The sequence below is a fragment of the Kitasatospora sp. NE20-6 genome, from assembly GCF_045862635.1.
The window spans coordinates 1-26,253 of the sequence record NZ_BPRL01000102.1; the positions used below are offsets into that span (position 1 = coordinate 1).

The 26,253-nt window shown below is 73.9% G+C and carries 21 protein-coding genes and 1 tRNA gene; 11 read left to right on the forward strand and 11 right to left on the reverse strand.

The window, feature by feature from the left end:
- From SNE206_RS38205 to SNE206_RS38215, 3 genes are all read left to right on the forward strand, one after another.
- The coding region (locus tag SNE206_RS38205) for an ATP-binding protein (RefSeq protein WP_407918218.1) at positions 1–130 on the forward strand (130 nt) is incomplete at its 5' end.
- A gap of 71 nt (positions 131–201) precedes the next feature.
- On the forward strand, positions 202–882 hold the full coding sequence (locus SNE206_RS38210) for a hypothetical protein (protein ID WP_407918198.1): 681 nt from the start codon (positions 202–204) through the stop codon (positions 880–882).
- A gap of 680 nt (positions 883–1,562) precedes the next feature.
- Positions 1,563–2,405: an alpha/beta fold hydrolase gene (locus SNE206_RS38215; RefSeq protein WP_407918199.1), complete on the forward strand. Its 843-nt coding sequence runs from the start codon at positions 1,563–1,565 to the stop codon at positions 2,403–2,405.
- A gap of 63 nt (positions 2,406–2,468) precedes the next feature.
- On the opposite strand, the gene SNE206_RS38220 is transcribed toward SNE206_RS38215, so the two are convergent.
- On the reverse strand, positions 2,469–5,243 hold the full coding sequence (locus tag SNE206_RS38220) for an AAA family ATPase (RefSeq protein ID WP_407918200.1): 2,775 nt from the start codon (positions 5,241–5,243) through the stop codon (positions 2,469–2,471).
- Positions 5,244–5,562: 319 nt separating this feature from the next.
- Here SNE206_RS38220 and SNE206_RS38225 point away from each other — a divergent pair, with 319 nt between their 5' ends.
- Complete coding sequence (locus SNE206_RS38225; RefSeq protein ID WP_407918201.1) at positions 5,563–7,119, forward strand: adenosine deaminase; 1,557 nt, start codon at positions 5,563–5,565, stop codon at positions 7,117–7,119.
- Positions 7,120–7,189: 70 nt separating this feature from the next.
- Here the strand turns inward: SNE206_RS38225 and SNE206_RS38230 are convergent, their stop codons facing one another.
- The 3 genes from SNE206_RS38230 to SNE206_RS38240 form a co-directional block, all read right to left on the reverse strand.
- Entirely contained in the window at positions 7,190–8,935 is a 1,746-nt protein-coding gene (locus tag SNE206_RS38230) for an amidohydrolase (RefSeq protein WP_407918202.1), read from the reverse strand.
- Positions 8,936–9,116: 181 nt separating this feature from the next.
- Positions 9,117–9,554, reverse strand: coding sequence for a nucleoside deaminase (locus tag SNE206_RS38235; RefSeq protein WP_407918203.1), 438 nt, complete (start codon positions 9,552–9,554; stop codon positions 9,117–9,119).
- Positions 9,551–10,369: an LLM class flavin-dependent oxidoreductase gene (locus tag SNE206_RS38240; protein WP_407918204.1), complete on the reverse strand. Its 819-nt coding sequence runs from the start codon at positions 10,367–10,369 to the stop codon at positions 9,551–9,553. The genes SNE206_RS38235 and SNE206_RS38240 overlap by 4 nt, the downstream gene beginning before the upstream one ends.
- Before the next feature lie 93 nt (positions 10,370–10,462).
- On the opposite strand from SNE206_RS38240, the gene SNE206_RS38245 reads away from it, so the two are divergent.
- Positions 10,463–10,909, forward strand: coding sequence for an Lrp/AsnC family transcriptional regulator (locus SNE206_RS38245; RefSeq protein ID WP_407918205.1), 447 nt, complete (start codon positions 10,463–10,465; stop codon positions 10,907–10,909).
- Positions 10,910–11,083: 174 nt separating this feature from the next.
- Here SNE206_RS38245 and SNE206_RS38250 read toward each other — a convergent pair whose 3' ends face one another.
- From SNE206_RS38250 to SNE206_RS38265, 4 genes are all read right to left on the reverse strand, one after another.
- Entirely contained in the window at positions 11,084–12,583 is a 1,500-nt protein-coding gene (locus SNE206_RS38250; protein WP_407918206.1) for a multicopper oxidase family protein, read from the reverse strand.
- A 409-nt stretch (positions 12,584–12,992) separates the two neighbouring features.
- Positions 12,993–14,012 (reverse strand): NlpC/P60 family protein, encoded by a 1,020-nt coding sequence (locus SNE206_RS38255; protein WP_407918207.1) that lies wholly within the window; start codon positions 14,010–14,012, stop codon positions 12,993–12,995.
- Between the two features lie 250 nt (positions 14,013–14,262).
- The gene (locus tag SNE206_RS38260; RefSeq protein WP_407918208.1) at positions 14,263–15,141 is read right to left on the reverse strand and encodes a M56 family metallopeptidase; all 879 of its coding nucleotides are present in this window, start codon (positions 15,139–15,141) and stop codon (positions 14,263–14,265) included.
- On the reverse strand, positions 15,138–15,503 hold the full coding sequence (locus tag SNE206_RS38265; protein WP_407918209.1) for a BlaI/MecI/CopY family transcriptional regulator: 366 nt from the start codon (positions 15,501–15,503) through the stop codon (positions 15,138–15,140). Before SNE206_RS38265 ends, SNE206_RS38260 begins: the two co-directional genes overlap by 4 nt.
- Before the next feature lie 198 nt (positions 15,504–15,701).
- Here SNE206_RS38265 and SNE206_RS38270 point away from each other — a divergent pair.
- Positions 15,702–15,778 (forward strand) — tRNA-Met (locus SNE206_RS38270).
- Positions 15,779–15,911: 133 nt separating this feature from the next.
- Here the strand turns inward: SNE206_RS38270 and SNE206_RS38275 are convergent.
- The gene (locus SNE206_RS38275; RefSeq protein WP_407918210.1) at positions 15,912–16,877 is read right to left on the reverse strand and encodes a thaumatin family protein; all 966 of its coding nucleotides are present in this window, start codon (positions 16,875–16,877) and stop codon (positions 15,912–15,914) included.
- 275 nt (positions 16,878–17,152) lie between these two features.
- Here SNE206_RS38275 and SNE206_RS38280 point away from each other — a divergent pair, with 275 nt between their 5' ends.
- Positions 17,153–19,090 carry a sigma-70 family RNA polymerase sigma factor gene (locus tag SNE206_RS38280; RefSeq protein ID WP_407918211.1) on the forward strand — a complete coding sequence of 646 codons (1,938 nt, stop codon included), beginning with the start codon at positions 17,153–17,155 and terminating at the stop codon, positions 19,088–19,090.
- 250 nt (positions 19,091–19,340) lie between these two features.
- On the opposite strand, the gene SNE206_RS38285 is transcribed toward SNE206_RS38280, so the two are convergent.
- Positions 19,341–19,712 (reverse strand): hypothetical protein, encoded by a 372-nt coding sequence (locus SNE206_RS38285; protein ID WP_407918212.1) that lies wholly within the window; start codon positions 19,710–19,712, stop codon positions 19,341–19,343.
- 280 nt (positions 19,713–19,992) lie between these two features.
- On the opposite strand from SNE206_RS38285, the gene SNE206_RS38290 reads away from it, so the two are divergent.
- The 4 genes from SNE206_RS38290 to SNE206_RS38305 all read left to right on the forward strand — a co-directional run bounded on the left by SNE206_RS38290 (position 19,993) and on the right by SNE206_RS38305 (position 24,782).
- Positions 19,993–20,565 (forward strand): MarR family winged helix-turn-helix transcriptional regulator, encoded by a 573-nt coding sequence (locus SNE206_RS38290; RefSeq protein WP_407918213.1) that lies wholly within the window; start codon positions 19,993–19,995, stop codon positions 20,563–20,565.
- A 22-nt stretch (positions 20,566–20,587) separates the two neighbouring features.
- Positions 20,588–21,001 carry a hypothetical protein gene (locus SNE206_RS38295; RefSeq protein WP_407918214.1) on the forward strand — a complete coding sequence of 138 codons (414 nt, stop codon included), beginning with the start codon at positions 20,588–20,590 and terminating at the stop codon, positions 20,999–21,001.
- A gap of 450 nt (positions 21,002–21,451) precedes the next feature.
- Positions 21,452–22,825, forward strand: a complete 1,374-nt coding sequence (gene paaK, locus SNE206_RS38300; protein ID WP_407918215.1) for a phenylacetate--CoA ligase PaaK — start codon at positions 21,452–21,454, stop codon at positions 22,823–22,825.
- A gap of 640 nt (positions 22,826–23,465) precedes the next feature.
- A complete protein-coding gene (locus SNE206_RS38305) occupies positions 23,466–24,782 on the forward strand; it encodes a glucarate dehydratase family protein (RefSeq protein ID WP_407918216.1) in 1,317 nt (438 codons plus the stop codon).
- 257 nt (positions 24,783–25,039) lie between these two features.
- Here SNE206_RS38305 and SNE206_RS38310 read toward each other — a convergent pair whose 3' ends face one another.
- The gene (locus tag SNE206_RS38310; protein ID WP_407918217.1) at positions 25,040–25,996 is read right to left on the reverse strand and encodes a nucleotidyl transferase AbiEii/AbiGii toxin family protein; all 957 of its coding nucleotides are present in this window, start codon (positions 25,994–25,996) and stop codon (positions 25,040–25,042) included.
- Positions 25,997–26,253 lie beyond the last annotated feature (257 nt).

Consider the following 26,253-nt stretch of genomic DNA (forward strand, 5'->3'; position numbering starts at 1 on the left):
ACGCCGCGCCCGCACCACCGACGAAGGCGGCCGCGGCCTCTTCCTCATCGCCCAACTCGCCACCCGCTGGGGCAGCCGCTACGCCGTCAACGGCAAAACCATCTGGGCCGAACAAGCACTCCCACCCTGAACCACACCCCGAACCGGCCGACGGGCGGCCGGTATGATCGATCCTCCCGTCGTCCTGCCCTGGAGAGTGCGATGCCGTTCAGCCGGCTGACGACCGCTTGGCAGGCCGTTCCGTGGGAGGAGGCGGTGGAGCGCTTCCCGTTCCTCGCCGGCCCGGACCTCGAGTTCGACGCACTGTTCAGCGAGGAGCCGGCGCACGTCTTCGTCCACGACGGAGATCTGGCCCTCGCCGGTGGTGTGGCCGTCGGCTGCGGCATCGACGACGCCGGCGGGCGCGAGGACGTGGAAGTGGTCCATGTGATCGACGGCGACGTGACCGTCGAAGGAACGCTGTACTTCCACAACTCCGGCCACTACCCGACGCTGTGCGTCACCGGTGCTGTCACGGTGGAGAACCTGCTGTGCGTCAGCGAGTGCGTCCTGCTCGTCGACGGCGCACTGCGGGTCGGCAATCTGCTCGTCACGGACCTGTACGAGGCCGGTCTCCTGTCGGTGGAAGGCCCCTCCTCGGTGGGCGCGTGGCTGCAGCTCGAACTCCACGAACCCCGGACGAGTCTCGGCTGCGGCGGAACCGGGTCGCCCGCAGAGGTGCGGATACTGCGCCCCGCCGGCGATACGGAGGCCGAGGCCGCGGCAGCGGTGCTGCCGCCGGAGTTCTTCGACGGCGACCGGCTGGACGTGTGGAAGCTCGCGGCCGCCGCAGTCGCGGGGCACCCGCTCACCCTGGGAGCGGTGGCGCCGGACCGGCCGTAGCAGGCGCCTGCCGACGGCGCCGCGGAGGCCGTCCTGTCCCGCCACGTCCTGTCCCGCCACGTCCTGTCCCGCCACGTCCTGTCCCGCCACGTCCTGTCCCGCCACGTCCTGTCCCGCCACGTCCTGTCCCGCCGCGCCCGATTCGTCCCGTCGGGGATCCACCGGTTGTCGGTGCGTGACGGGCACCGTGCGCGGGTTCGGCCGCCGGGTTGTGGTTGCGGTCCAGCAACGCGGTGACCAGTCGCCGGGCCGTGGTGTGCCCGCGGCCGCCTGCCGCCTGCTGCCTGCCGCCTGCTGAGTGCCGGTCAGGCCGGGCCGGGGCGGGTACGAGGGCGGTCCGCCGGTCCGTGGTGCCCGTCGCCGATCCGGCCGTCGACGTCGTAGGCCCAGGACCAGGCCGTGTGCGGTGGCCCTCCCACGGATGCATGAGGAAACGGAGCACCGGGGCGGCGGGGCGGTCCCGGCCGGCCCGGAGGGTTCCCCCGTCCGCCCGATGCCGCGTCCGGGCCGTGGGCGGTTGGCTGTGCTCACCTCACCGGCGGCGACCCGCACCCGGTGGGGGCGGCACCTCCGGCAGGGGAACCCCCGGCAGCGGTGCCACGAGGCAGGACACCCGTGACCGCAGGCAGCGGACCCGCCGCCGGCCGTCCCACACCATCGACACGACCAAGGAACGACTCATGAACGAACAGCGCAATCGCTCCCGCAACCGCAGGAAGCTGCTCCGGGCCGCCGTGGGCATCGTGGCGGCCGGGGCGGTCGTGGCCGCGCCCGCCGCGCTCGGCGGCACCGCCGCGGCCACGGGCGCCGCGGGCGAGGCCCCCCGGCCCACGATCGTCCTGGTGCACGGAGGGTTCGAGGACGCCTCCGCGTTCAGCGGCGTCGTCGAGCGGCTCCAGCGCCGCGGCTACCAGGTCGTGGCGCCCACCAACCCGCTGCGCGGCCTGGCCGAGGACACCGCCTACCTCACCGACGTCGTCCGCTCCGTCGACGGCCCGGTGATCCTGGTGGGGCACTCCTACGGGGGCATGCTCATCGGCCAGGTCGCCGCGCAGGTCCCGGACGTGCGGGCCCTGGTGTACGCGTCGGCCTTCATCCCGGTCAAGGGCGAGAGCGTGGGCGAGCTCAACTCCCGTCACCCCGGCAGCCTGCTCGGCCCCGACACCACCTCGGTGCTCCTCCACGCGGCCGGCGGGCCGGAACTCGTGGTCAGGCCGGCCGACTTCCACGCCGTGTTCGCCGCGGACCGCACCGCCCGGGACGCCGCCGTGGCGGCGGCCGGGCAGCGCCCGGTGGCCGCCACGACGCTCAGCGACAGGGCGGAGCAGGGCGCCCCGGCGTCCGTCCCGGCCTACGCCGTCATCTCGACCGAGGACAAGGCGATCCCGCCGGCCGTCCAGCAGTTCATGGCCGACCGGGCGCACGCCAGGTCCTGGCGGGTCCGATCCGCGCACGACGTCACGACGACGCACCCGGCACTCGTGGCCTCGGTGATCGAGCAGGCGGCACGCAACCCCCGCTGACCCGCTCCACCGACCGGGCCGCCGGGCCCGCGCCCCGTACGAGGGCGCCGGGCCGGGCGGCCCCTAGCCGTCCGCGCGCGCCGGCACGCCGTCCGTGTCCGGCACCGAGGGGTCCGCACCCGCCGCCGGGCCGTCCGCCCCCATCACCCGGAGGGTGAGCTGGACCCGCGAGGTGACGCCCAGTTTGCCGAACACCGACCGCAGATGCGTGCCCACCGTGCTCGGCGCCACCACCAGCCGGGCGGCGGCGGAGCGGTTGGTGTGGCCCTGCGCCACGAGCCACGCCACCTTGCGCTCGGCCGCGGTCAGCGACTCCCAGCCGGTGGCGGGCCGCGTGACCCCCCGGCGGCCGCGCCGCCGCACCCCGGCGGCGTGCAGACGGCGCCACACCCGCGCGGCGGGCGCGGTCGCGCCCGCCGCCTCGTAACGGTCGAGGGCGTCCTCCAGCAAGGCCAGCGCGCCCGCGCGGTCCCTCGCCAGGGCGGCCCGGCCCGCCTCCTCCGCCGCCCGGGCCCGCAGCAGCGGGCGCGCCGACGCCGCCAGGGCGCGCCCGGCCGCGTCGAGGTCGCCGGACAGCAGGCCGCGGGCCAGCGTGGCGGCTCCGGACAGGCCGTCGGCACCCGGGTTGCGCCCGGCCAGGTCGTCCAGCTGCCGCACGGCCTCCTCCAGCGTCCCCCGGTCGCCCGCGTGGTGAGCCGAGCAGGCTGCCTCGGCCAGGAACTCCTCGCGCCACGGGAGCGGCGTGTCCGCCGCCGCACGCACCAGCCGGGCGGCCGCGTCCGGCCGCCCCTCGGACTCGGCGAGCAAGGCCGCCAGCACCGGGAGGGCCGCGCCGCCACCCGCGGCGGCGAGCTGGGCGCGGGCGTCCGACCGCCGCTCCCGGAGCAGGGCCACCCGGCCGAGTACGTGGCGTGCCTCGGGCTCCACCGCCGGGTCGCCGATCTCCCCGGCGAGTCGGAGCGCACGCGTTGCGGACGCCTCCGCCTCCGCCAACCGGCCCGCACCGAGCAGCACCTGGGCCCGGCCTGCGGCCAGCCGTGCGGCGGCCCAGGAGTCCATCCCCGGCACGTCCCCGGCCGTCTCCGTCTCCGCGAGCACTTCGTCCGTCTCGCCGAGCACGGCGCGCATCAGCAGCGTGCGCACCAGCAGCGGCGCGGCCGGCAGGTTGCCGGCTTCCCGGGCGCAGCCCGCACCGAGCTCCAGCGCCTGGCGGTAGCCGGCCAGCGCGTCGGCGTAGCAGCCGGCGGCCTCGGCGCGCTGCGCCCGCACCGCGGCGGCGACGGCGGTGGCGACCGGGTCGGTCGCCGCCGCCGTCGGGGTCTCCTCGGCCCAGGACCGGTACGCGGCGAGCCGCTGGCGCAGCGCGGGCGGCGCCGCGGGCACGTCCCGGGCGAGTGCGGCGAGGTCGGTTCGGCGTCCGGCGGCCCACAGGTGGGGGGCGAGCAGGAGCCGCACCCCCGCCTCGGTGCCGGCCGCGGTGCCGGGCGTGGCGGGCGCGGTGCCGGGTACGGCGGCGGTGTTCAGCAGGCCCGCGGCGAAGTCCTCCGCCGTGTCGAACTGCCGGGCGCGGACGAGTACGTCGACCACGTCCCGGCCGAGCGTGTCGCGCAGCCCGGGGGCGTCCCCGGCGAGGTCGTACGCCTGGCGGATGAGGCCCGCCGAGGTCACGGCCATGGTGTCGAGCAGTTCGAACGCGGCCCGGCGCAGCACCTCGACGGCCTCGGCGTCCCCGGGCCGCGCGCAGGCCAGGACGTGCGGGGCCGCCAGCGCGGCGCCGCCGCCGTCGGCCAGCAGGCGTTCCGCCGCGCTCCGGTGCAGGTGCTGCCGCACCGACGGCGGCACGTCCTCGTAGACGGCGCGGCGCAGCAGGTCGTGCGGGAACCGCACCTGCTGCCCGTCGTCCGCGAGCAGCCCGGCGGCCAGGGCCTCCTCCAGCGGCCCCAGCAGGCGTACGGCCGGTTCGGAGAGGAGGTGCGCGGCGTCGGCGAGGGCGAAGGACGGGCCGAGGACGGCGCCCGTGCGCAGCAGTGACCGGCACAGGTCCGACGCGGGGGCGAGGCGGCGCCGTACCCCGGCGAGCAGACCGGGCGGCAGCCCGTGCCCGTCCGCCGCGGCGCCACCGGTCTCCATCAGGCCCGCCACGATCTGGACGGCGAGGAAGGGGATCCCGCGGGCCTCGGACAGCCGTCCGGCGAGCTGCCCGTCCGCGGGCCTGCCGAGTCGGTCGCGGGCGACCTCCAGGACGGCTTCCCGGGCGAGCGGCCCCAGGACCGTGCGCAGCACGGGGACGTCGGCCTCGTCGGCGGCCGAGGCGGCCTGGTCGGCGGGGCCGCCGGGCACCGGCCTGCCGCACAGCAGCAGCACGACCGGCAGGCCTGCCAGCCGGGCCGGCAGGATGCGCAGGACGAACACGCTGAGCGGGTCCGCCCAGTGGACGTCGTCGAGGGCGACCAGCAGCGGCCGGGCGGCGGCCGCGTCCTTCAGCAGGGCGGCCAGCCGCTCGGCGAGCCACAGCGGCTGCTCGACGAGCGGCAGCAGGGTTGCGAAGCTCTCGGCGCCGAGCAGGGGCACCCGGCCGCCTGCCCGGAGCGCGAGGCCCAGGGTGGCCAGCGGGGTGGTGCGGTCGCCCTCCCCGGCCGGGGCGGAGCCCACGGCGAAGCCTTGGCGCTCGGCCTGCTCGCGGACGGCGCGCAGGAACGCGGTCTTGCCCATGCCGGGCTCCCCGTCGACCACGACCAGGCGCGAGCCCTCGCCCCGTGCGGCCCGGCGCAGCTCGCCCAGCACCGCGTCCAGCGCGTCCGCGCGTCCGCGCAGCGGCCGTTCCGCGGCCTTCGCCATCGCTCACCCCCTGGTGCGTCAACTGAGGTAACCACGCTTTCGGCACGGTATTCCCTCCTGCCCGTGCGGGCCGCCGCCCGACGGCCGCGTGCCGATCCACCGTCAGGGCGTCGCCCGGTACGGTGATCCCGTCGCGGCCCTGCCGGCCGGCGAGGCGTGCGGGGGAGTGCGGAGGCGTGCGGGGAGGGACGGGGAGGGACGGGGACGTGCGGAGGGGACGGGGGCGGACGGGGCCGGGCGCTGCGGCGATCGGCTGACCGCAGGGCCCGGTCGGCCTGTCGCACCCGGTGCCCGGAGGGCCGGCGGTCAGGATGCGGCCATGATCCGTACAAGCCGAGCCGCTGCCGCCGCCCTCGCGGCCGGCACCGCCCTGCTCCTCTCCCTGGTCCCCGCCCCCGCGAACGCCCGGTCGGGCACCGGGGCGCCGGAGGACCGCGTCACCCGGTACCTGCACAGCATCCGGGACCGCCCCGCCGAGCTCCGCGCCTTCTTCGAGGCCCTGCCCAAGGGCGGGGACCTGCACAACCACCTGGCCGGCGCGGCCTCCACCGAACTGCTGCTGCAGATCGCCGTGGACGAGGGCCTGTGCATCGACGAGACGACCTCGACGGCCACCTTCGCCCCGTGCGCGGCCGGCAGCAGGCCGGCCGCCGACACGCAGACGGACGAGGACTTCCGGCTGCAGGTGATCCGGGCCTGGTCCATGCAGGACTTCGTCCCCGGCGCGGAGTCCGGGCACGACCACTTCTTCGCCACCTTCGGCAAGTTCGGGCCGGCCTCCTGGACCCACCCCGGCCGGCTGCTGGCGGAGGTCGCCGACTCGGCCGCGACCCAGCACCAGTCCTACCTGGAGACCATGCTGACCCCGGCCTCGGACGCGGCCGCCGCGCTCGCCGCCAGGGTGGGCTTCGACAGCGACCTGGAGCAGCTGCGGCAGAAGCTGCTCGCCGACGACGGGCTCGGTCAGGCGGTCAGGACCGCCGTCGCCGAGGCGGACGCCACGGAGGCGGAGTTCCGGGCGACCTCGCACTGCGACGGCCCGGACCCCGCACCGGGGTGCGCGCTGACCGTCCGGTTCATCTCCCAGGCCTCCCGGGCCTCCACCCCTGCGCGGGTGTTCACCCAGCTGCTGCTCGGCATGGAACTGGCCCGGCAGGACCCGCGGTTCGTGGCGGTCAACCTGGTCCAGCCGGAGGACGCGCCGGCCGCGCTGGAGAACTACCGGCTCCAGATGCAGATGCTGGACTACCTGCACGGCGTCTATCCCGAGGCGCACATCACCCTGCACGCCGGGGAGTTGGTGCCGGGCCTGGTGAAGCCCGAGGACCTGCGCTTCCACATCCGGGAGGCCGTCGTCACCGGCCACGCCGAGCGGATCGGCCACGGCGTCGACCTGGCGTACGAGGACGACCCGCAGGGGCTGCTGCGGCTGCTGGCCGACCGGCACGTGGCCGTCGAGGTGCCGCTCACCAGCAACGCGCAGATCCTCGGCGTCAGCGGGCCGGACCACCCCTTCCCCCGCTACCGGGCGGCGGGTGTCCCGGTGGCACTGGCCACCGACGATCCCGGGGTCTCCCGGGGCGACATCACCATGGAGTACCAGCGGGCCGCGCTGACGTACGACCTGGACTACCCGGCGCTGCGCGACCTGGCCCGGGCGTCGCTGGAGTACGCCTTCCTGCCCGGGCGCAGCCTGTGGGCCGACCGGGACGGCTACCGTCCGGCCGCCGAGTGCGCGGGGGACGAGCCGGGCAGCGACCACCCGGGCGCGGCCTGCGCGGCGCTGCTGGCCGGCAGTCCGAAGGCCGAGCTGGAGTGGCAGCAGGAGTGCGGCTTCCGCACCTTCGAGGCCGGCATCGCGGGCCGGCGGCCGTGACGGCGTGACGGCGCGCCGGAGCCCCGGTGGTCACCCGGACCGCCGGGGCTCAGGCACGGAGCGGCGCGGCTCAGCAGGAGCAGCCCCACAGCGGGGTGGGCGCGGTGGCCGGGGTGCCGGTGACGGTCGGTGTTCCCGAGGCCGGGCCGGCGGGTGCGGGTGGGTGGACGGTCGTCCCCGCCTTGATCGTCTCGACCACCTCGACGGAGCGGATCTCCTCCGGGTCGACCGTCAGCGGGTTGGCGCTGAGGATCACCAGGTCCGCGAGCTTGCCGACCTCGATGCTGCCCTTGCGGTCCTGCTCGCCGTACTGGTGGGCGGCGTTGAGGGTGATCGCGCGGACCGCGTCCAGGGCGGACACTCGCTGTTCCGGTCCGAGGACGGTTCCGTCGGTACGGGTGCGCCGGGTGACCTGGCCGGACAGCACGGCGATCGAGTCCGGCAGCGCCACCGGCGCGTCGTGGTGCGAGGTGTAGCGCAGGCCCCGGTCGAGCGCCCAGCGGGCGGGGGAGATGGTCGCCGCCCGCTCCTCGCCGAGGACCGTCCGGCGGTACCAGTCGCCCCAGTAGTAGGTGTGCATCGAGAAGAAGGACGGCACGATCCCCAGCCGGGCGAACGCCTCGACCTGGTCTTCGCGGGCGGTCTGTGCGTGGATCGCCACGGTCGGCCGCCGGCCCGGCCCGGCTGCCTCGACCGCCCGGAGGAACTGGTCGATCGCCGCGTCGCCGTTGACGTGCGCCAGTACCTGCCAGCCCCGCTCGACCGCCGTGCCGACCTGCTTGGCCACCACCGCGTCGTCCGGCTCCGCCGGGTATCCGCGATAGCCGTGCGGCTGCCCGGGAGGCGGCGTCAGGTACGGCTCGGTGAGCCACGCCGTGCGCCCCTGCGGCGAGCCGTCCAGGACCAGCTTCACCCCGGCCGCGCGGACGCCGTCCACGTAGGCGTCGCTCACCCCGATCGGGTCGTCCAGCGGGGACGAGACCGCTTCGCCGGCCTTCACGTACGCCACCACGTCGACCTTGAACGGCACCGCCGCGGCCGTGTCCCGCAGCGCCTTGAGGTTGGCGAGGGTGGTGCCGCCCTCCTGCACGGTGGTGAAGCCGAAGGCTGCCGCCGTGGCCGCGCCCGTCACGAACAGTGACAGCAGCTCCCGTTCCGGCAGCCCCGCGAGTGCCAGGTCCGAGGCCGGGGTGAACGCCTTCTCCTCCAGCACCCCGTCGGGCTCGCCGTGCGAGGGCGGGACGGCGAGCTCGCGCCGCCGGATCACCCCGCCCTCGGGATCGGGTGTGGCGGCCGAGCAGCCGAGCCGCCGCAGGCCGGCGCTGTTCACCGCGCCGAGGTGGAACGACTGGTGGATGGCCAGCACCGGGCGGTCCACCGACACCTCGTCGAGGTCGTCGCGGGTGGGGTGCCGGCCCTCGGTGAGCATCGCGTCGTCGTACCCGAACCCGACGATCCACTCGGAGTCCGCGCCCACCGGGCTCCCGGCCCAGGCGCGCAGCTTGTCCTTCAGCGAGTCGAGGCCGGTGACGTCGCCGTCCGGTGCGGCCAGCAGGTTGGCGATCGTGGCCTGCAGGCCGATGCCGCCGAGGTGTCCGTGCGCGTCCACGAACCCGGGCAGCAGAGCACGGCCTTCGAGGTCCCGCACGACGGTCCGCGGGCCGTTCCAGTGGTCCAGCGCCTCCTGCCGGGAGCCGACGAAGACGATCGTGCCGTCCTTGACGGCCACGGCCTCGGGCCGGAGGTCAGCGTCACTGCTCTCGGCGACGGTGACGATCTCGCCACCGTGGAGGATGAGGTCGGCCTGCTCGGCCATGCGGGTCTCCCGTTGATAGGTGCTGACGCCACACCCTACCCACTGTGACGGGCGTGTCACCTTTCGTCGTCGTCTCGCCGCCCGCGCCGCCCGCGCCGTCCGTGTCGAGGGTGCTTGAGGTGGACGCTTGGGGCGGGCGGGCGGCCGAGACGAGGGACGAACCCGCCGACCCGGATCGGGGTCAGCCCGACCGGTAGTAGGCCTCGACGGGGGCGCGCGCCTCGTCGAACAGGGCCGGCCCGTCGTGGGGCACCGTCGGCCAGGCGCCCGACTCCGGGTTGAGGGCGACGAGTTGTGCGGTGGAGAGCGCGTGGACGACCCGGCCGATGCCCGAGCGGGCGATGCCGCCGGCGCACATGCCGCACGGCTCGCAACTGGTGTACAGGGTGGTGCCCGCGGCGGTCTCCCGGTCGAGTTCGCGGGCCGCCCAGCGGGCCAGCTTCAGCTCCGGATGGGCGCTGATGTCCCCGTCGCGGCGCACCGTGTTGTGGGCCTCGGCGAGGATCGTGCCGTCCGGGCCGGCGAGCAGGGAACCGTACGGTGCGTCGCCCTGGGCGACGGCGGCGGCCGCGATGCCGATCGCCCGCCGCAGGAGTGCCTCGTCAGTGGTGCTGATCATGATGTCGTCCTCCATCGGGTGGCCACCTCGGTAAGGGCCTGCCAGGCCGTGCGGGGCCGGCGGGTCTCCTCCGGATCTCCGTGGTAGGGGTCGAGGACGACGGTGTCCGCACCCATCAGACGGAGCTGCTCCAGATCGTCGAGAACCTGCTCGACGGTGCCGACGCCGGCGATCCGCAGGGGGTCGTCGACGGGAGCGTCGGTCAGCCGCAGGGCGATGCGGGGCGCGAAGGCCGGCAGCGAATGGTCCGTCAGGACGGCTCGCATCCGGGCCAGGGAGAGCCGCAGCGGGTGCCAGGCGTCCCCGAACCCGGCGGCGCGGCGGAGCGCCGCCGCACTGTGGCCGCCGACCCAGACGGGGATGGAGGGCGCGCCGTCCTCGGTCTCCGCACGCCAGGCGGCCCGCATCGTGGCCAGGTACTCGTCGGTCAGCCGGCCGCGTGCGGCGAACGGCACGCCGAGCGCGTCGAACTCCTGCTGCGCCCACCCGACGCCCACTCCGAGCACGAGCCGGCCGCCGCTGAGCCGGTCGAGGTTGGCGGCCATCCGCGCCACCACCAGGGGGTGGCGGTACGGGAGGACCAGCACGGTCGTTCCGAGCCGCACCTTCGTGGTGAGGCCCGCCAGCCAGGACAGCGTGGTGAACGGCTCGTAGAACGGCTCCGGGTACCGCTCGGCCACGTCCGGGGTGACGGCCACGTGGTCCGACACCATGAGGAGGCCGTAGCCGAGCCCTTCCACGATCCGCGCCCATTCGCGCAGGACGCCGGGATCGGTACCGGGCCCGAAGTTCGGTACGTTCACGCCAAGTTGCATGATCCGAGGCTATCCCGGCGATCACTGCACCCGGAACCTCGACTTCCCGGGAATACCGGCCTTCTCCCGTGGTTCTGCCGGTAGGATCGCGGGATGGCCGTGAATCTCGACGACATCGACTGGGCGATCATCGAGCAGCTGCAGCGGGAGGCCCGCATCTCCCTCAGCGAGTTGGGGCGGCGCGTCAGCCTCAGCCCCTCGGCCACCACGGAGCGGGTACGGAACCTTGAGTCGCTGGGCGTCATCACCGGCTACCACGCAGCGGTGGACCTGAGCCGGGTCGGCTACCCCATCCTCGCCGTCGTCCGGCTGAAGTACCACGGCAATCGTCACCAGCCCCTGCACCGCCTGCTCGCCGAGCGGCGGGAGATCCTGGAGTGCCTGCGCACCACCGGCGACGACTGCTACACCCTGAAGGCGGCCGCGACCTCCATGGAACACCTGGAGACACTCGTGGACGAGCTGGCAGGCTTCGGCAGCACGACCACCAGCGTGGTCTACAGCCGGACCCTGCCCGCCCGCGGCCCCGAGCGGCCCTGACCGGCCTGATCGGCCTGACCGGCAGGCGAACCGGTCTCCGCACTCGCGGACTCGAATTCCCGCACGCGGTCCAGGCCGTGCAGATGGTGCGCGGCCAGGCACCGGCGTCCGCGGTTCCGCCCTCGCCGACCGTGCCCGCTCCGCCCGGTCCCGGTCCCGTCGTCGGCGGGCGGCTCAGCCGGGCTGCTGCCCCTGCCCGACGACCAGGAACTGGCCCATCATGCCGTCGTCCTCGTGACGCATCAGGTGGCAGTGGTACATGTACGGGTTCTCGGGGTCGGTGTGGTTGCGGAAGACCACGGCCAGACGCACCGAGCCGGACGGCGGCACGGCGACGGTGTCCTTCCAGCCGGCCAGCTCCGGTGGGGGCGAGCTGCCGTCGACGTCGAGGACCTGGAAGTGGTTGTCGTGGATGTGGAAGTTGTGCACCCGGTTGTGGGTGTTCGTCACCGTCCAGAGCTCCGGTACGTCGACGGTGGCGGTGACGTCGATCCGGTTCATGTCCATCGGCAGCCCGTTGATCCTGCTGCCGTCCAGTTCGAACGTCCGGGCCACCGCCCCGGTCGTCACGGGCGGGGGGATCGTGGCCAGCTTCGAGGGTGCTGCCGTGCTCGGGCGGAGCTGCGGCCGGGGGCTGAGGAGCAGGATCTCGAACTCCTCGCTCCGGTCGGCTCCGGATGCGGACCCGCGGTCCGCCCTGCCGGGCGCCGGTGCGGGGAAGGACCGGAGGGTGCGCGGTCGGCCGGCCTGCATGCGGACGACGACCTCGGCGCGCTCGCCGGGGGTCAGCACGAGGCGGCGCAGCCGCACGGGGGCGGTGAGCAGCCCGCCGTCGGAGGCCACCATCTCGAATTCGCTGTCGTCGTCCAGCCCGAGGTTGTAGACGCGCATCGTCGAGCCGTTGAGGATCCTCAGGCGCACGCGCTCGCTCGTCACCGGGGCGTACGCCCCGGTGATGCCGTTGGCCGTCACCGTCGGGCCGAGCAGGCCGGTCCCCGGGTCGTTGCGCTCGTCCAGGGTGCCGTCGGGGTTGAGCTTCTTGTCCTGGACGATGACGGGGAGGTCGTCGACGCCGTACTCGTTCGGCAGGCCGGTGCGGTCGCCGGTGTCGTCGTCGACGAGGAACAGGCCGGCCAGCCCGCGGTAGGTGTGCACCTGGGTCGACCCGTGGGGGTGCGGGTGGTACCAGAGGGTCGCCGCGGGCTGGTTGATCACCCATGAGGGGTTCCAGGCCGCCGCGGGGGCGATCGGCTGGTGGGGGCCGCCGTCGAAGCGCGCGGGCAGGTGCAGGCCGTGCCAGTGGACCGAGGTCGGCTCGGGCAGGTGGTTGCTCACCCGGACACCCACCGTCTCGCCGCTGCGGGCGCGCAGGGTCGGGCCGAGGATGTCCTGCGAGTACCCCCAGGTCGGGGTTGATTTTCCGGGCACGATGCTCGCCAGGCCGGGCCGCGCCTCCAGGGTGAACCACCGCACGCCGTCCTCCGTGCGGGATTCCGCGAGCGGCGGGATCGGCAGCCTCCGGTAGCCGGCCGGCCCCTGCTCCTCGGGGGCGGCGCTGCTCGGCGCCTCTTCGGCAGGTGGCGTCCTCGGTATCGTGCCGGCGTCGCAGCCGACCGCCAGCAGCGGAGAGGAGACGAGGCCGGCCAGCACCGCTCGCCGCGAGCACACACCCATCTGGCCACCTCACGACGCCGATCGGGCAGGAACCTTCCCGACGACTGCATGGTTGCGGCGCCGTCGGCGGGCGTCGGTCGATCCGACGACGAGGTCGAAGCTAACACCCGCCGTGTGCGTGGACCGGGGACCGGACGGGTCGCCGCCGCCGCTGTCGCCGGAGACCACTCGTTCGTACGAGGGTGAGCCGAGGGGCGAGGGGCGTCGGAGGCGGACCCGATGCGGTGCGGGCCGTGCACGGGGAGCAGGCAGGTTGTGGCGGTGACACCCTGTCGGGCGGAGGTGTTCGCCTCCGGCTCTGCGGTCCTGACGATGCCGGGCGTGTCCGCCTGCACCGCGGTCGTCCGCCGTCGTGCCACGCAGTCCTCCGTCGGGGGAAGGGCGGCGTCGGGACTCCGGGGGCGCGTGGTCAGGGGCGGACGGCGCCCACGTACGGCATGTACTCGATCGGGAGGATCTCGATGTTCTTGCCGGTGCGCGGGGCGTGGATCATCTTGCCGCCGCCGATGTAGATGCCCACGTGGTGCAGGTCGGAGTAGAAGAACACCAGGTCGCCCGGCTGCAGGTCGGCCCTCGACACGCGCTGGCCCGCATTCCACTGGTCCTGGGAGACGCGGGGCAGCGAGACGCCCGCGGCGCGCCAGGCGCCGCCGGTCAGCCCCGAGCAGTCGTAGCTGCTGGGGCCGGTGCCGCCCCACAGGTAGGGCTTGCCGAGCTGGGCGTAGGCGAACTGCACGGCGGCGGCCGCGCGGCCGGTGGCCGGGCCGTTGTAGGTCTCGCGGGCGGAGGTGCGCGAGGAGCGGCCGTCCTGCGCGTTGACCTCGGCGCGTTCGGCCGCGGAGAGGCCGGTCAGCAGCCTGGTCGCCTCGGCCAGCCTGCTCTGGACGAGCTTCTTCTCGGCGGCGAGTGTCCGGTCGGTCGTGTCGAGCTGGCCGAGGACGGCCGTCGCCTCGGTGCGCCGCTGGTCCAGGCGGCGCTGCTGTTCGAGGAGCAGGCGCAGCAGGTCGCTCTGGGAGCTCGCGGCGACGTCCTGTGCGGAGGCGCGTTCGAGGTAGGCGTCCGGGTCGGAGGAGAACATGAGCGCGATGGTGGGGTCGACGTTGCCGGTGCGGTACTGGTCGGCGGCGACCGCGGAGAGGCGGTCCCTGAGACCGCTCATCCTGTCCTGCGCCGCGGCGACCTGGTCCTGCAGTTCGGTGGCGTCCTTCTGCAGGCGCTGCCGGGTCTCCTTGAACTTGTCGTACTTCTCGATGGAGACCTCGGCCTGCTCGTTGAGGTTCTCGACCTGGGCCTTGACGGTGGCGAGATCGGGCTTGGGTGCGGCGTCGGCGCTGCCCGTGGCGGCGAGGATGGCCGAGCCGGCGGCGGCCGTGGTCACGATGGCAACCCGGGCCCGGCTCGGCGGCGCGGGCTTGCGACGGTTTCCCATGCGTGCGTCACTCCCTGGATGTCGTCCCACGTGTCCGCGACGCGGTCGCGGAGGGGTGCGGCCCGCGGGGCCGACCTCCTTGTTCTAAGTAACTTAGTAGATCCGGGTGGGGTTCTGGCAAGTCGCACGACCATCGCTTGCCCGGCAGCCCGGCAGCCCGGCCACCTGGCAGCCCGGTGCGGCGGGTCGCCGGACCGGGACCGCGTCCGGGCGGTGCGTGCCGGGCCGGGCCGGGGGTCAAGGCCGGGGGTCAGGGCCCGCAGGCCAGCAGGACGGGTGCTGCGGGGAACGCCACGGCGGCGATCCACCAGACGGCGCGCACGGCGTGCGGCAGCGGCGCCGGCTCCAGCAGGCGGCGTACGCGTGCGACGACGGCGTGGTCGCCGGCGCCCAGCGCCGACGGCCGGGTGCGGGCGGTGGCGAACAGGAACAGGGCCTCGGCGAGCACGCCGGGGGTGGTGGTGCGCAGCGCGCGGTCGTCGGCGGCCATCTCGACCAGTGCCGGGACCTCCTGCCCGGCGAGGCGGGCGGCGGGCAGCCAGCGCAGCCGTCGTCCGAGTGCGGTGGCGGCGGAGGTGATCAGGTGGTGGCGGCCTTCGAGGTGGGCGCCCTCGTGGGCGAGCACGGCGCCCCGGTGGGCGGGGGACAGGCGAAGGGCGCCTTCGGTGAGGACGATCCGGCCGCCGTCCCCGGCCACGCACCACGCGGCGGGCTCGTCCGCGTCCATGACGAGCCATCCGCCCTCGTGCCGGCGGGCGACGAGGTCGAGCTGCCGGCGGTGCCGGCGCCGGACGCGGGCCCCGCGGATCCAGGCGGTGAGGACGACGCCGGACAGGGCTGCCAGGATCGCCATGCCCATCCAGAAGGCCTGGGCGTGCCCGGTGGGGCCGTCGTCGCCGCGCGCGGCGGCGGGGAGCAGCCAGCCGAACGGGCCCCGGCCGTGGTGGTCGGTGGTGATCATCCGGTGCGCCAGCATGACCACGGCCGCGGCGCAGGCCAGGATCAGGGCGGCCCAGGTCGTCATGGCGGCCCGCGGCGCGCGGGCGGGCCAGGCGCTGCGGGCGAGCTGTCGCGGTGCGAGCCAGCCGGTGACGGTCAGGAAGACGGCCAGGAGGATCAGTACCGTCATGGCCTGCCCTTCTCGGTCCGGTCCATGATGTCGCGCAGGGCGCGGGCCTGGGCGCTGTCCATGTTCTCGACGAACAGGAGCAGGGCGGCGTGCTGGTCGCCGGTGTCTCCGAGGGCCTCGCGCATGACATCGGCGGTGTGGGCGGCCCGGGAGCGCGTCGGCGCGTAGATCCAGGCCCGGCCCTCCTTGTGCCGGCTGAGCCAGCCCTTGCGGTGGAGGATGTCGGCGACGGTCGTCACCGTGGTGTAGGCGACCGGCCGGGTGCGGTTGAGGTCGTCGACGATCTCGCGGACGCTCGCCGGCCGGTCCCACGCCCACAGGCGTTCCATGATCTCGGCCTCCAGATGCCCGAACCCTCGCACATCGACCTCCTCTCCGCGCACAGCTTACGGCCGCGGCAGTGCGCACCCCGGGGCTCGTGCCGCGCGGTCGATCCCGACCGGAGCGACCTGCGCCACCTCTCGACCACGCCTGCCGCAGCGCTCCGGTCTCCCGTCGGGGGCCGGGCCGTCGTGCATTTCCCAAGCCCGGACCCGGTGCCGTACAGTCGGGCCTACCGACGCGGGGTGGAGCAGCTCGGTAGCTCGCTGGGCTCATAACCCAGAGGTCGCAGGTTCAAATCCTGTCCCCGCTACCAATCCCGGCAGGCCCGGCACCCCAGGTGCCGGGCCTGCCGCGTTTCCCGGGGCCCTGCTTCCGGCACCCGGTCCACCGCATCCCTGTGACTGATCGCCGGTCGTGCGCAGCGGGGCCGCCGAGCGTGTCCGCCGTCAACCGGTGGTGCCGAAGGTGACGCGGTAGTAGCAGGCACCCTTGCACGGCATGGTCGCCGCGTCGTCGAAGGCGTACGAGTAGGCGTACGGCGCGGCCTTCTTGAACACCTGCGTGTAGTCGACCGGCCACCTCGACGGGACGCAGTGCTCGCGGCCCGCCCACCGGCCGACGCAGCAGTAGGCGTCGCCGCCGAACGCCGCGCACGGCGGCCTGCAGCCCACCACCCGGCCGTCGGCGAGCGCCTGCATCGCGCGGGGGCAGTCGACCTGGGTCGTGCAGGCACCCTTGTAACAGCCGGTCGGACCGACCGGGTCGGTGGTCGTGGTGTGGGAGATGTTGATGTACATCGGCAGGTTCGAGCCGTCGACCATGCTGACGTCGTAGAAGTCCATGCCGGCATACGCGTCGAAGGCGAACTCGCCCAGTGTGGTGGGCGGGTTGGGGCCGTCGCAGACGGTGGTGCAGTCCCCGCCCGCGCAGTGGCCCGCCGCGGTCGAGGCGCAGCCCGTCCGGCCCCAGATCCGCCCGTTCCAGGTGTTCGCCACGGTCAGCGACGTGATCTGCCCCGGCTCCAGCCGGCGGCCCTGCGGGTAGGCCGCACTGTTGCTGACGACCGCCCAGACCGTCTCGGCGGTCCGGTTGACCACGGTGATCAGCCGCTCGCCCGCCGGCGCCGTCGACGGCTGTCGCGCAGACGCGCCCGGCGTCCGCTTCGCGCCGTCCGCCGGCGCGCCCGCCGACGGGCTCGCCGCGGAGGAGGGCAGGGCCGACGGCGACCCGCTCGCCGCAGCGGACGGCGACGACCCGCCGGAGGCCGCCGTCGAGGCCGGTGCCGGCGCGCCGGCCTGCGGCGGCACCCCGGTGGCCCGCGCCCCCGCCGCGGGAGCCGGCTCCGCCGGGGAGGGCGACCCGACCTCGTGGGCGATCAGGACGGTGGAGGCCGTCACGAGCACGGCAACCACCGGGTACCACCAGCGCTGCCGCCGGGACCTCACACCGTGTCGACGGCGTCCTCGTGTCATTCTGGTGCCTTCCTCGTGCTCCTCGGGGTGCGTGCGCACGTACCGGTGACCGCGTCGGAGGCCGTCCGACAACAGAAATCCGATCCGCGACCGGATTTCTGTTGTCGGGCGGCCGCGCCGGCGGTCTCCGTAGACAGGCAGCGTTCCCGCCGTCCGGACCACGGGCGCCCCGGGCCCTGCCGCAGCCGCCACCCCACGTAGAGGAAATGGACCCCATGTCGAACGCCCGACGCAGTGGACCCGACACCGGGACGGTGACGGCGGCGCGCGCCGGTGACCGGCAGGCACTGGAACACCTGGTGGCCCAGTGCCTGCCGCTGGTCTACAACATCGTCGGCAGGGCACTGAACGGCCATGCCGACGTCGACGACGTCGTACAGGAGACGCTGTTGCGCATGGTGCGAGGACTGCCGGACCTGCGGGATCCCGCCGCCTTCCGGTCCTGGCTGGTGGCCATCGCCATCCGGCAGGTACGCAACCGCGAACACGACCGCGCCGTGGCCCGCGACCGCGTCGCCCGCCTGGAGGAGGCGGAGGCGATACCCGACCCCGCCCTGGACTTCGCGGGCCTGACCGTCCTGCGCCTCGGACTCACCGAACAGCGCCGCGAGATCGCCGAGGCCACCCGCTGGCTCGACCCCGACGACCGCGAGCTGCTCTCCCTGTGGTGGCTGAAGGAGACCGGCGAACTGGAGCAGGCCGACCTCGTCACCGCCCTCGGCCTGTCGACCGGTCACACCGCCGTCCGGATCGGACGGATGAAGAAGCAACTGGAGGTCTCCCGGCTCGTGGTGCGCGGGCTGGCCGCCGACCCGCGCTGCGCCGGACTGGGCGAGACCGCCGCCACCTGGGACGGCGTCCCGGGCCCGCTGTGGCGCAAACGGCTCGCACGGCACATCCGCGACTGCGCGCGTTGCACCGGCGTCGACCAGGGGCTCCTCCCCGTGGAACGGCTGCTGTACGGCCTGCCCCTGCTGGCCGTCCCGCCGAGCCTCGCCCCGGCCCGGATCCTCGACGCCCTCACCGCGAGCAGCACGCCTTCCTCGTCGTCCTCGCCGTCGCCGGGCCCCGGTGGCGGACGGCGGCGGGCGCGCCGCTCCGCCCACAGGCGGCCGCACGCCGTCCCCAAGCCGGTCCTCGGCAGTGCGGCGGTGGCCCTGGCAGCGGTCGTCGTCCTGGTCGGGGCCCGGCTGACGCCGGGATTCCTCGACGCCCCGGTCGGGACGAGCGCGCTCTCCGCGTCGTCCGCCCCGCCCGCACCCGTCGGGGCGGCCCCGCCGAGCCCCGGCCCGTCGCAGGCGATGTCCGCCTCGCCGACCCCGTCCGCGACCCGGCCGTCCCCGACCGGGCCGTCCCCGGCACCGTCGGGAGCACCGGCGCCCACCGCCGGGGCCGCGGCCCCGACGGGGATCGCCACGTCCGCCCGGAAGGGCGTCGGCGTCTGGTCCTTCAACGGCGTGAGCCGGGCGCTCGCCTCCTCCGGGGCGAGCTGGTACTACACCTGGGCCACCCAGCACACCGGCGTGACGACACCCGCGTCGGCGTCCTTCGTCCCGATGATCTGGGGAGCGGCCTCCGTCACCGACGCCTCCCTCGCCCAGGCCCGCGCCAACGGCCCCTACCTGCTCGGGTTCAACGAACCCGACATGGCCGAGCAGTCGAACATGACGGCCGATCAGGCCCTGGCCCTGTGGCCGAAGCTCGTGCAGGCCGGCAAGATCCTCGGCAGCCCGGCGGTGGCGTACGGCGCCGACACCCCCGGCGGCTGGCTGGACCGCTTCATGTCCGGTGCCGCGGCCAAGGGGTACCGGGTCGACTTCATCACGCTCCACTGGTACGGCGGGGACTTCCGCACCTCCCAGGCCGTCGACCAGCTGACGTCCTACCTGGAAGCCGTCCACCAGCGCTACCACAAGCCGATCTGGCTCACCGAGTACGCCCTGATCGACTTCTCCCAGGGAACCCGCTTCCCGTCCCCCGAGCAGCAGGCCGCCTTCGTCACCGCCTCCACCAAGGCCCTCGACGCCCTTCCCTACCTCCAGCGCTACGCCTGGTTCGGCCTCGGCGCCGACCCGTCGAAGCCGAGCAGCGGCCTCTTCACCGACGGCACCACACCGACCGCCGCCGGCCGTGCCTACCAGGCCGCACGCTGAGGCGTGCCTCGCTCGAAGGCTGAGGCGGTCGGACCGGCGTCGTCACGCCGGCGGGTGACCGACCGTCAGGTGCTGTGCCGGTGCTCTGTTCAGTCGGCCCGGCCCTCCGCGGCGGCGAGCATGCCGCGGAGGGCCGACACTCCGGCCTGTCGGGTGCAGGCGCAGGGCCGCGACGGCAAGGCGGAACGGGAGGATGCCGCTGCTGCGCCTCGGCCGGTCTCCAGCAGCCCCGATCGTGACCCCATGCGCGTCAGGGGGCGGGGATGGGCACCAGGAAGAAGACCTGACCGTCGGTCCCCTCGATCCGCAGCGGAGTGTCCGGCAGCGTGTCGAAGACCGCGTCGGCCACTTCCTGCGGGTCCGCGCTGCGGGTCAGCGGCGCCCGCAGGGCGGCCCGCACGGCCATCCGGGTCTCCGGCGAGGGAGCGGGCGCCGAGGCGTCTGCACGCGCCTCGGTGACGCATTCGAGCAGCTGGTCATCCGTCAGATCTGCGCCGAGGCCGCGCCGCAGGGCGATGGCGGCCGTAGCCGTGGCCAACGCCGCACGCGAGTGCGCCCGGCAGAGAGCGCCGTCCGTGCCGACAGGGTGGAAGGAGCGGGCGGTACCGATGCTGGACTTCACGGGACGCCTCCAAGGCGGGTCGAGCGGGCAGCGCGGAAGTGCGCGAGAACGCAGGGGATGCAGGAGATGCAGGCACCGACCCGGGGGTGGCCTGCACAGACATTCTCTCGCCCGGCACCGACAATCGGCCGGCTCCGTCTGCAGCCGCGGGGGACGGAGACGGGGACGGAGACGGAAGAAGTGGTGTGGTGCAGACCCCGCGAGGGCGGGGTCTGCGGGGACGGTGCGGTGGCGGCCTCTGGTGGTGTCCGCCACCCGCAGAGTAGGGTGTTGCTTCATTATGAAGCACGTACATAATTCCGGCCTGGCCCGTGACGCCGACGGCACCCTCTACGACCCCGGTGTCCGGGCCTCGATGCAGGCGTTCGCGGCGGGCGAGGACACCCTCGCGCTGGAGACGGCCGCAGCTGTCCGGTCGGCCGCGCAGGCGGTCGACCGGCTGCGTTCGCAAGGAGCGGGGGGACGCGGGCTCAGCGCGGGGGCGCTCGACGTCCTCGCCCGGCTGAACACGGCCTCGGACGAGGGGTCGAGCATCGGCGAACTGGCCCGCGCGGCAGGGGTGAGCTCACGCAACGTCACCGGCCTGGTCGACACGCTCGAACGCGACGGGCTGGCGCAGCGGGTCCGGGACGAGCGCGACCGCCGGTCGGTACGCGTCAGGATCACACCGGCAGGCCGCGACTGGCTGGACTCCTTCCGTCGACCGACGCAGCGCGCCATGTCCGCGGTCTTCCAGGGGTTCACCGAGGACGAACTCGCCCGGTTCCGCGATCTGTGCCTGCGAACGGTCGAGAACCAGCACCGCATCGAGCAGTACCTGAACGCACCCCCGCGCGACCGGCCGGCCCCTTGAACCGACACCGACGGAGCACCGCATGACCACCACCTCGGCCGTCACGGCCACCCGACGTACCGTCAGGGCCTACCACGAGGCCCGGTTCCGGGGAGACGTCGCCACGGCCGCCGCCCAGATCGGCGGGAGTTTCAGCTTCCGCAGCCCGTTCATCGCCTCCACCAGCCCGACCGGCCACCTCGACGGGCTGGACGGGCTCCTGGGCATCGTCACCGGCGTGGAGCTGATCAGCGAGCTGTACGGCGAGGCGGAGGCCATCCTGGTCTACGACGTCCACACGGCCCCGGCCGTCGGTATCACCCAGCACACGGCCGAGCACTTCCGCCTCCACGACGGCCGGATCACCTCGATCGCGCTCATCTTCGACTCCGCTCCCTGGCAGGCCATCATGTCCGCGGCCGGCCCGGCCCGTGACGAGGCCGCCCCCGCGGTGTGACCGGCGGCCTCATGGCGCGTACCTGCGGCGCAGCGCGCAGGCGGCCGTCGGTCAGCTGCACGAACAGGGCCGATCGCCCGAAGCGCCGAAGCCGGTAGGCGCGGTGGATCCACCGGCCGGCCCTTCGGCAGCGGGCCGCTGTTTTGGCCGACGCCGTCCGGTGTTCGCCGGGGTGTCGGGGTGCCGTGGTGTCGTGGTGTCGGGCCGCCGGGCGGGTGGGAACGCGGCGGTCGCTGCGGTTCGCGGTGGCGGGCGAAGGAATCGCGGGGCGCGGGGCTCTCCTGCAGCATGAAGTGTCCATCCCTTGACAGGCGGCGGTGTCGCTTGATTACTTGGCCGTGCAGCGCGCTGACCGAATGATCGGTCGGTGGATGGGTGGTCGAAATCATGCGCCTGCACCTGCGGCGGCCACGGCTGCGGCATCCGGAGCACGAGAACGAAGGAGCCGCGATGAGCATGGAACCGACGTCCCCGTCGTCCCCGCCGTCCCCGACGACCCCGACGCCGCGGGGAGTGCGCCTGGGGGAGCCGATCCCCGAGGAACTGCTGGACGACGCCGAGCGGATGCCGCGCGAGGAACTCAGGGACCTCCAGCTCACCCGTCTGCGGGCGACACTGCGGCACGCCTACGACAACGTCGAGCTGTACCGCGGGAAGTTCGACGAAGCCGGCGTCGCCCCCGGCGACTGCCGCGCCCTGGAGGACCTGGCCAGGTTTCCCTTCACCACCAAGGCGGACCTGCGGGACACCTACCCGTTCGGCATGTTCGCCGTCCCCATGGACCGTGTCCGCCGCATCCACGCTTCCAGCGGCACCACCGGCCGTCCCACCGTGGTCGGCTACACCGAGAACGACCTCGCGATGTGGGCCGACGTGGTCGCCCGCTCGATCCGCGCCGCCGGCGGCTGCCCCGGGCACAAGGTGCACATCTCGTACGGCTACGGGCTCTTCACCGGTGGCCTCGGCGCCCACTACGGCGCCGAGCGGGCCGGCTGCACGGTGATCCCCGCGTCCGGCGGCATGACCGCCCGCCAGGTCCGGATCATCCAGGACTTCCGGCCCGAGATCATCATGGTCACCCCCTCCTACATGCTCACCCTGCTCGACGAGTTCGAGCGCCAGGGCATCGACCCGCGCAGCACCTCGCTCAGGGTCGGCATCTTCGGCGCCGAGCCGTGGACCGAGGAGATGCGCCGCGAGATCGAGGAGCGCACGGACATCCACGCCGTCGACATCTACGGCCTGTCCGAGGTGATCGGCCCCGGTGTCTCCGCCGAGTGCGTGGAGACCAAGGACGGCCTGCACATCTGGGAGGACCACTTCTACCCCGAAGTGGTCGATCCGCTCTCGGACGACGTGCTGCCCGACGGCGAGAGCGGCGAGCTCGTCCTCACCTCCCTCACCAAGGAAGCACTGCCGGTCATCCGCTACCGCACCCGCGACCTCACCCGGCTGCTGCCCGGCACCGCCCGCCCGGCGTTCCGGCGGATGGAGAAGATCACCGGGCGTTCCGACGACATGATCATCCTGCGCGGGGTCAACGTCTTCCCCGGCCAGATCGAGGAGATCGTGCTGCGCACCCCCGGTGCCGCCCCGCACTTCCAGCTCCGGCTGACCCGGCGCGGCCGGACGGACCACATGACCGTCCGCGTCGAGTGCCGCCCGGGCGCCACCCCCGAACAGCGCGAGGCCGCCGCCACCGCGATCGCCGCCGGGGTCAAGGACGGTGTGGGCGTGACCGTCGAGGTGGCGATCGTCGACCCGGAGACCCTGGAACGCTCGGTCGGCAAGATCCGCCGGGTCCAGGACCTGCGCCAGGCGTGATCCTTCGCCTCGCACCGGCAACCGGACGGGCGTCGCACCCGTACGAGGCCCCGCCGCCCGGCCCGCCCGGATACGGCGGGCAGGGATGCGGCGGGCACGGTACATGCCGCTGCCGGCCGGAAGTCCGGAGGTGCGGAGCAGCCGTGAGCCGGGCCGGTGCGTGCAGGTCGGCATCCAGCTCTGACATCAGTGGCCGACCGGCGCCGGCAGCGCCAGCGCGTACGAGGTCGTCGCAGTCGCCCCCGTTCCGAGCGCGAGGCGGCCTGCAAGTCCCCCGATCCGCACCCCGTTGAGCCGCCGGAACCGGAACGGCCGGATGCCCGCCACCAGGGCGACGGGAGCTCCGGCGGTGGCGATCCCGCCGGAGCGATGCGCTCCGCAGATGCGGCGCACGGCTGCGCATGGGCCCCTGGCGGTCGGGTGTTCGCCGCCGGTGGAGCCGGCGGGGTGCACCTGTTCACCTTCCGCCGGGGTGCGCCCGCGCCGTAGGGCCCGGGTGGTTGTGAGTTGTGAGTCGTGAGTCGTGCTGACGGGTCGGCGTGCGTTCGGTTTCCCGAGTGGTCCCGGTGTTGTGAGGTGCGTTGACGGGTGCGGTTGCGCGGACCTAGGATTTGGACTTATGGGTGAACAGGATTCACATATGAAGACGAGTCGTGCAGCGGGTACGTCGACCGCCCTTGCCATTGCCGAGGTCCGGCTGACCCCCATCCTGATCGCCGACCCACCGCTGCTCAACACCCAAGGCGTGCACCAGCCTTACACGCCACGGCTGATCATCGAGGTCATCACCGCCGACGGCACGTCCGGGGTGGGCGAGACGTACGGCGACACCCGGTACCTGGAACTCGCCGCCCCGCTGGCCGCCGCGCTTCCGGGCCACCCGGTCAGCGATCTGAACGGCCTGTTCACTCTGGCCGAGGAGGTGTGCACCGATCCCTCCGAGGTTTCCGACTCGGTCGACGTCGGCGGACTGCGCGGCGTCCAGACCGCGGACAAGCTGCGGCTGTCGGTCATCTCAGGCTTCGAGGTGGCATGCCTGGACGCCCTCGGCAAGGCCCTCGGACTGCCGGTGCACGCGCTGCTCGGCGGCAAGGTCCGCGACGCCGTCGACTACAGCGCCTACCTCTTCTACCGGCTCGCCGCCCATCCGCAGGGCCAGGGCGAGTCCGACGACTGGGGTGCGGCCCTCGACCCCGCGGGCGTGGTGGCGCAGGCCCGCCGGTTCGCCGAGCTGTACGGCTTCGGCTCCTTCAAGCTCAAGGGCGGCGTCTTCCCGCCCGACGAGGAGATCGCCGCGGTCCGCGCCCTCGCCGAGGCGTTCCCCGGGCAGCCGCTGCGGCTCGACCCCAACGGTGCCTGGTCGGTGGAGACTTCGCTGTACGTCGCCCGCGAACTGGCGGGCGTCCTGGAGTACCTGGAGGACCCGGCCAGCAGCACCGCGCGGATGGCCCAGGTCGCAGCCGGCACCGACGTCCCGCTGGCCACCAACATGTGCGTCACGACGTTCCCGGAGATCGAGGAGGCCTTCGCCAGCAAGGCCGTCCAGGTCGTGCTCTCCGACCACCACTACTGGGGCGGTCTGCGCAACACCCGTGAACTCGCCACGATATGCCGCACCTTCGGCGTCGGCCTGTCCATGCACTCCAACACCCACCTGGGCATCAGCCTGGCCGCCATGACGCACGTCGCCGCCACCGTGCCCAACCTGGACTACGCCTGCGACTCGCACTACCCCTGGCAGACCGACGACGTCATCACCGAGCGGCACGTCTTCACCGGCGGCCGGCTCACCGTCTCCGACCGGCCGGGCCTGGGTGTGCAGTTGGACCGCGACGCGCTGGCGGACCTGCACCGGCGCTGGCTGGACGACGACGGGACCATGCGCGACCGCGACGACGCCGCCGCGATGCGCAAGGCCGACCCGGAGTGGACCACGCCCGCCGTCCCGCGCTGGTAGCGCGCGGGCACCGCCCGGGCCCCGTAGCCTTGCGGCCCCCGCGCTCCACACCCGGCGTGACCGTCCCGTCGGCCTGCGCGGTGGAGAGCACCGGCGTCGTTCCCGGATCCGCGCGGCCGGTCGCGGTGGCGTAGCGCCGATCGGCTCACCACGCCCCCGCGGCCGTCGCGTTCGGCAGTCCGGCCGGTGATGGCGCCCGGCTGGCGATGGCGCCCGGCCGGGCACGCGGTCGTCGTCGCCCAGCGGGTGGCCGGCCGCTACGGGGTTGCTGCGTCGAACGGGGCGGACATGACTGCCAGAGCCACGGTCAGTCGGCGAAGCCAACTTTGAGCGGTTCCCTGCACGTCGGGATGGTCTGCCTGAAATGTCACCCAGTCGGCTTCATCGAACTGCACCGAGTCCAAGCTGAAGCCATCCGGCACCGCACCCTTGAGGGAGTCACGGACAACCTTCCGCAGGAGCTGTGGTGACAGCCGGGTGCGGTTGTCCTCTGCCAGGAGAACGGCGTCGTAGAGATCCTTGCACTGGTGCCTGCCGCCATCCGCGGCGTCGGCGTACAGCCACAGAAGCTTCCAGGCCAGCGACAGTTCCCTGCCGGCTGTGCGAATGATCGACGGCTCGCCGCCGTCGCCGCGGGGCACCAGCGTCCATACCGGGGCACAGGGAGACCTCTCGTTCAGGGCGAAATCAAGCTGGACCTCACCGCCGGGCACACCCTCTGCCTGCCATGGAACGAGTATGCGAACCCCGGCCGTGCCGTCCCCGCCGTAGTCGTATCCCCAGGTGCGGTCCATGCGGGCATTGTCCGCATCCAGCACCACTCCCGATGCCGCTTCCGGCTTCCGGCGCACCAGGTCGAGCAGGTCGTCGTAGGGAGGAACGGGGTCCGGCGGATCGGGGTTCAGTTCCCAGCACAGCCCGTCCGGGGGAGTGCGTGGGCGCAATCCGCGCGTCTCGTATTCCTCCTCCCCGTCGCTCCAGATCTCGTACCGGGCCGCGCCGTCGACGGCTTCCGGCCATTGCTGGATGACGTCGATCCGGTCCACGTGCGGGTATGGATCCAGCTCATCAACAAGGGTGTTCAGTTCCGGCAGAACCATGAAGTCCAGGTCGGCGGGCTCGCGTGCCCGGCTCCCGACCCATGCGGGCATGACCATGCTCCCGCGCAGGATCAGGCTCTCGCTCCACGGGGCCTCGGTGATGAGGCTCAGCACGTGGTCGAGGGCGGCACGACGGGCTCGAAGCCGGCGGGCGGGAATCTCTTGGTAGATGTCGGGCCTTTCACGGCTGGTACGAGGGAAGCGCTGCGGCCTCTTCCGGGGTCTGGGGCACGTCGGCATTCCATGGCGCTGCCTCGATTTTCACCTGCGCAACGCTGAAGCCTTCGTCCCGCAAGCGTCTCACCCATCCTTGTGCCTGCGACCGTTGCGCGGATGTCCGTCGTGCGGGACTGCGTACGGCTCCGGTCGTG

Coding starts and splice junctions, on each gene's coding strand:
- SNE206_RS38210 (WP_407918198.1), top strand. CDS start 202: ATGCCGTTCAGCCGGCTGACGACCGCTTGGCAGGCCGTTCCGTGGGAG.
- SNE206_RS38215 (WP_407918199.1), top strand. CDS start 1,563: ATGAACGAACAGCGCAATCGCTCCCGCAACCGCAGGAAGCTGCTCCGG.
- SNE206_RS38220 (WP_407918200.1), bottom strand. CDS start 5,243: ATGGCGAAGGCCGCGGAACGGCCGCTGCGCGGACGCGCGGACGCGCTG.
- SNE206_RS38225 (WP_407918201.1), top strand. CDS start 5,563: ATGATCCGTACAAGCCGAGCCGCTGCCGCCGCCCTCGCGGCCGGCACC.
- SNE206_RS38230 (WP_407918202.1), bottom strand. CDS start 8,935: ATGGCCGAGCAGGCCGACCTCATCCTCCACGGTGGCGAGATCGTCACC.
- SNE206_RS38235 (WP_407918203.1), bottom strand. CDS start 9,554: ATGATCAGCACCACTGACGAGGCACTCCTGCGGCGGGCGATCGGCATC.
- SNE206_RS38240 (WP_407918204.1), bottom strand. CDS start 10,369: ATGCAACTTGGCGTGAACGTACCGAACTTCGGGCCCGGTACCGATCCC.
- SNE206_RS38245 (WP_407918205.1), top strand. CDS start 10,463: ATGGCCGTGAATCTCGACGACATCGACTGGGCGATCATCGAGCAGCTG.
- SNE206_RS38250 (WP_407918206.1), bottom strand. CDS start 12,583: ATGGGTGTGTGCTCGCGGCGAGCGGTGCTGGCCGGCCTCGTCTCCTCT.
- SNE206_RS38255 (WP_407918207.1), bottom strand. CDS start 14,012: ATGGGAAACCGTCGCAAGCCCGCGCCGCCGAGCCGGGCCCGGGTTGCC.
- SNE206_RS38260 (WP_407918208.1), bottom strand. CDS start 15,141: ATGACGGTACTGATCCTCCTGGCCGTCTTCCTGACCGTCACCGGCTGG.
- SNE206_RS38280 (WP_407918211.1), top strand. CDS start 17,153: ATGTCGAACGCCCGACGCAGTGGACCCGACACCGGGACGGTGACGGCG.
- SNE206_RS38290 (WP_407918213.1), top strand. CDS start 19,993: ATGAAGCACGTACATAATTCCGGCCTGGCCCGTGACGCCGACGGCACC.
- SNE206_RS38295 (WP_407918214.1), top strand. CDS start 20,588: ATGACCACCACCTCGGCCGTCACGGCCACCCGACGTACCGTCAGGGCC.
- paaK (WP_407918215.1), top strand. CDS start 21,452: ATGAGCATGGAACCGACGTCCCCGTCGTCCCCGCCGTCCCCGACGACC.
- SNE206_RS38305 (WP_407918216.1), top strand. CDS start 23,466: ATGAAGACGAGTCGTGCAGCGGGTACGTCGACCGCCCTTGCCATTGCC.